Origin of the sequence: Psittacicella gerlachiana (assembly GCF_003585965.1) — a bacterium.
In the GTDB taxonomy this organism is placed as follows: Bacteria; Pseudomonadota; Gammaproteobacteria; order Enterobacterales; family Psittacicellaceae; genus Psittacicella; species Psittacicella gerlachiana.
The window spans coordinates 1-4853 of record NZ_NRJF01000228.1 but is presented as its reverse complement, the minus strand read 5'-3'; the positions used below and the strand labels follow the sequence as shown (position 1 = coordinate 4853).

Sequence of the window (4853 nt, the reverse complement as noted above, 5' to 3'; positions counted from 1 at the left end):
AATATAAATAACAGGTTTATTATATATGTGTGGTTTTATTTATAACTCAGCAACGATGAAAAACGTAGAAGTTTTTCAACAAACATCATCTTCAATCACTCACCGTGGTCCTGATAACTATCAATTTGTAGCTGACCAATGTGGTACTTGGGGATTCCACCGCTTATCAATTATGGATTTATCAGCAGCGGGAAATCAGCCGTTCAAATTTAAAGAAGCTGAAGCTGTATGTAATGGTGAAATTTATAACTTCCACCAAATCCGTCACTTCTTAAAAGATAAATATACTGAATATACTTTTACTTCAGATTCTGATTGTGAAGTGTTATTACCATTATTCTTTGCTCTAGGTGCAGACTGCATGGTAAAAATGCTTGACGGTGAATTTGCTCTTGTAATTAACGATGCTGCTTCAGGAACTTTACTTGCAGCTCGTGATCCTATGGGAATTCGTCCTCTTTTCTACGGTTATGACAAAGAAACTGGAAAAATTGCTTTTGCTTCAGAAGCTAAAGGTTTAATTCCATTCTGTGAAAAAGTAACTCCATTCCCTCCTGGTCACTACTATTTAAACGGCGAATTCGTTTGTTATAACGACTTATCAACACCTCGTCAAATTGTAACTGATGATTTTGAAACTGTAACCACAAAAATCCGTGAAAAATTAGAAGCAGCAGTTGATAAACGTTTAGAAGCAGATGCTCCAATTGGTTACCTTCTTTCAGGTGGTTTAGATTCATCTTTAGTTTGTGCTATTGCTACTAAAAAATTAGGTAAGAAAATCAAAACTTTTGCGGTAGGTATGGATACAGATCCAATTGATTTAAAATACGCAAAAGAAGTTGCTGATTACCTAGGTACTGAGCACTATGAAATTATTATGACTAAAGATCAAGTGCTTTCAGTATTAGATAAATTAATTTGGCACTTAGAAACTTGGGATATTACTACTATTCGTGCTTCAGTAGGAATGTACCTAATCTGTAAATGGATTCACGAAAACACAGATCTTAAAGTACTTCTTACAGGTGAAGTTTCTGATGAGCTATTTGGTTATAAATATACTGACTTTGCTCCATCTCCAGCAGCTTTCCAAGCTGAAGCAGCAAAACGTGTAAAAGAACTTTACATGTATGATGTATTACGTGCAGACCGTTGTTTAGCAGCTCACTCTTTAGAAGCTCGTGTTCCTTTTGCTGATACAGATTTTGTGCAATATGTAATGAGCGTTAACCCTGCATTAAAAATGAACACTTATAACAAAGGTAAATACTTACTACGTAAAGCATTTGCGGGTACTGATTACTTACCCGAATCTATTTTAATGCGTGAAAAAGCAGCTTTCTCTGATGCTGTAGGTCACTCAATGGTTGACCACTTAAAAGCTTATGCAGAAGAGAAATACACTGATGCAGACTTAGAAGCAGCTAAAGAAAAATATCCACACGGTACACCATTTACAAAAGAATCATTACTTTACCGTGATATCTTTGAAAAACACTATCCAGGTCAAGGTCACTTAATTAAAGACTTCTGGATGCCTAACAAAGAATGGGTTGGTAAAGAAGTAAACGATCCTTCAGCGCGTGTACTGAAAAACTACGGTGATTCTGGTAAATAATTTTAAAGACCTACTTGTTGTCAAGTAGGTCTTTGCTCATGCACAAATAAAAAATTAGATAAGATTTTAGTTAGTCCTCTTAGAGTATACTTATCATTTAAAAAATTCAGCACCAACATTCACAACCTTCTCTTTAGTGTTAAATCCTTACCACTAAAAAACTTATGTGCTTTATTATTTTATAGATATGTAAAAGATCCGCCTCTCAGCGGATCTTTTGCATATCTTATCTTGTTTATTAATAAACTATACTTTATTTACTAACATAATTAAGTAAAAGCTCTTTAGCTTTTACTTTAGCTTGCTCAATAGTTAATAATTGTTTCTCTCCTGAACGACGATCTTTAAATTCTACTTGACCATTGTTAAGGTTTTTCTCCCCTATAATAAATTGATAAGGTACACCAATTAAATCTATATCCGCTAAAGCTACTCCTAAACGCTCACCACGATCATCAAAGTACACTTCTTGCTTTACTGGTAATTCTGCATAGAATTGATCCGCAAACTCACGTACTACTTCAGATTTGTGATAATTTACCGGTACTAAACCTACTAAGAAAGGAGCTAAAGCATCTGGTAAAGTACAACCCCATTGATCATGATTTTGTTCAATCGCAGCTGCCACTACACGAGTCACCCCAATACCATAACATCCCATAATTGGATGAATGTTTTCACCATTTTCATCAGTTACAGTAAAGTTTAAAGCTTTAGAGTATTTATCACCTAACATAAAAATGTGACCGCACTCACAACCACGAGTTAAAGATAATACTCCTTTACCATCTGGAGATGGATCTCCCGCTTCTACATTACGTAAATCGTAACTTTGATATTCAGTAACATCACGATCCCAATTCACGCCAAATAAGTGATAGTCAGTTTCGTTTGCTCCCGTAACAAAATCAGAAACGGTTAAAGCTGTATCATCAACAATTAAAGGAATTGGACAGTTAACCACTCCTAAAGAACCTGGCTTAGCTCCAAATACTTCTTCGATTTCTCCAGGATTGCCCATAGTTAAAGGAGAAGCGATTAATGGATGATGTTCTGCTTTTACTTCATTTAAAGTGTGATCACCTCTTAATGCTAAAGCTACTAATGGTGCTTGTTCGGTTGCCCCTTTTACTACCACTAGTTTAACTGTTTGCTTAGCTTCGAAGCTACCTTTACCAAACTCAACTAAACTTTCAATTGTGGTTACACCAGGAGTGTGAACTTTTTCTAATTCTTTAGTTGGAGCTTGACGAGTTGTACTTGGTAAAGCTGGAGCCTTTTCAATATTAGCTGCATAATCAGAAGATTCGCAATAAGCAATTACATCTTCACCAGCTGGAGCTAACACTTGAAACTCTTTAGAGCCTTTACCCCCCATAGAACCGTTATCTGCTTCCACAGCACGGAAACTTAAACCACAAGCATTAAATACATTATTATAAGCTTGTTCCATATCTTTATAAGTTTGCTCTAAACTTTCCCAATTCATATGGAAAGAATAAGCATCCTTCATAATAAATTCACGAGTACGCAAAATTCCAAATCTTGGACGAGTTTCATCACGGAATTTAGTCTGAATTTGGTATAAGTTTAATGGTAATTGACGATATGAAGAAACTTCTTGTTTTACCGTATAAGTAAATACTTCTTCATGAGTCGGACCTAAAACAAAGTTAGCTTCTTTACGGTCTTTAAATTTTAATAAATTATCCCCGTAGCTATCATAGCGATCTGATTCAATCCACAGCTCAGCAGGAGTTACCATTGTTGCTAGTCCCTCTAAAGCTCCAGCTGCATCCATTTCACGACGTACAATTTCTTCTACTTTTTTAAGAATACGCTTCCCTGTTGGTAACCAAGTATATACTCCAGAAGCTAATTTTCGTACCATTCCCGCACGAATCATTAATTTGTGGGAGTCAATTACCGCTTCTGCAGGAGCTTCTTTTAAAGTAGCTAAAAAATAATTAGAAATTCTCATTGAGATAACCTTTTTAATTAATTTAATATAACAATTTTAAATACTTGAGATGCTCTAACATCTCCAAATTTATCTTCACAACAAACTTTAGTTACCCGTTGCGGGAACTGGTGCACCACTGTCAGGTGCTACTTGCTCAGTTGTAGGTTGTTCCGTATCTTCAGTTACATTAGATAAAGGAAAATCTCTTGTATCTATAAACTTAGAGTCTATAGTTTCTAAATAACGTGGAATCGTAAAAAAGCCATTAAAAATATAATTTTGTGGCGAACTATTACGAATAAACTGTGGTACTAAAAATAAAGAATCTAGACCATGAAGATTATAGTCTAGGGTAATAGTTATAGCTTGCCCAGGCAGTAAATAATTTGGAGCTTGAGCCACCGTTAAAGCTGGACTATAAGCATTTAAGTCATAGCTCGTAACATCTGTAAGCTTATAAGATTGATCAAAGATAATTGGTACTATTAAGAAAAATTGTGTTGAAGCTTCAGTAATATCATCTACATTGCTCTCAGTTGAAGAAGAGTCATCTACTTCACTATTATCTTGATCTTTATCAGTTGCACTATCTATAGCCCCTACACTATTAATTTTAAAATTTACTATCGCCTTAAGAAAAACTTTTTCTATAGGTTGGGTACCAATATTTTTTATAGCGTAACTCAGATGGAGTTTACCATCTTTATAAATATCCGCTAAAGTTACTATTGGCGTAATTTGAATATTTTTATAGAACTCATCTACTTGTTCTTGATTTAAATTTACATATTCATCAACAACATAATTTTCATCTAAATGAAGTCTAATATTATTTGTCAGGCGATTAGATTTATTTTCAGGAGCATCATTAGAAGTAACTACTTCTTTGTTACAACCAACAACAAGAAAACCTAAAACTAATGCCCAAATCAAAGATTTAAAGCGTCTCATCTCTTTGTTTATTTGTAAAATCTGAAAAACTTAAATTATGTCTATAGGTATATAGTAATAATTTAGACATGCTACATAGTATAGCATAAAAGCTTATTTATACTAAGAAGTACTGCCTATTATCTAGAGATATATTAACACTTTTCTCTTTTTAAAGTTTTTCTTCTAAAACCGTTTGAAAACTTGGTATAATTAAACTTGTCTTAAAATAAGTTATAAGTATAGATTAACTTTAATTATGCAGAATTTTTTTAGGCTCAAGTTTTGGCCAAGCAGACTTGAGAAAGAATAGGAGGCATCTTGTCAGATACGATAATT

3 protein-coding genes are annotated in these 4853 nt (G+C 34.1%); 1 reads left to right on the top strand and 2 read right to left on the bottom strand.

Translation table 11 applies throughout. The features are described from left to right. The first annotated feature begins 25 nt into the window (after window positions 1–25). Window positions 26–1621, top strand: a complete 1596-nt coding sequence (asnB, locus tag CKF59_RS06945; protein ID WP_119535214.1) for an asparagine synthase B — start codon at window positions 26–28, stop codon at window positions 1619–1621. 253 nt (window positions 1622–1874) lie between these two features. Here the strand turns inward: asnB and CKF59_RS06940 are convergent, their stop codons facing one another. Both CKF59_RS06940 and CKF59_RS06935 read right to left on the bottom strand, forming a co-directional pair. Then, window positions 1875–3602, bottom strand: a complete 1728-nt coding sequence (locus CKF59_RS06940; RefSeq protein WP_119535213.1) for a proline--tRNA ligase — start codon at window positions 3600–3602, stop codon at window positions 1875–1877. An 87-nt stretch (window positions 3603–3689) separates the two neighbouring features. After that, on the bottom strand, window positions 3690–4535 hold the full coding sequence (locus CKF59_RS06935) for a hypothetical protein (protein ID WP_119535212.1): 846 nt from the start codon (window positions 4533–4535) through the stop codon (window positions 3690–3692). Window positions 4536–4853: the final 318 nt, after the last annotated feature.

Bases quoted from the DNA above. Each gene is read 5' to 3' on its own strand.
- asnB (WP_119535214.1), top strand. From the start codon at position 26: ATGTGTGGTTTTATTTATAACTCAGCAACGATGAAAAACGTAGAAGTT.
- CKF59_RS06935 (WP_119535212.1), bottom strand. From the start codon at position 4,535: ATGAGACGCTTTAAATCTTTGATTTGGGCATTAGTTTTAGGTTTTCTT.
- CKF59_RS06940 (WP_119535213.1), bottom strand. From the start codon at position 3,602: ATGAGAATTTCTAATTATTTTTTAGCTACTTTAAAAGAAGCTCCTGCA.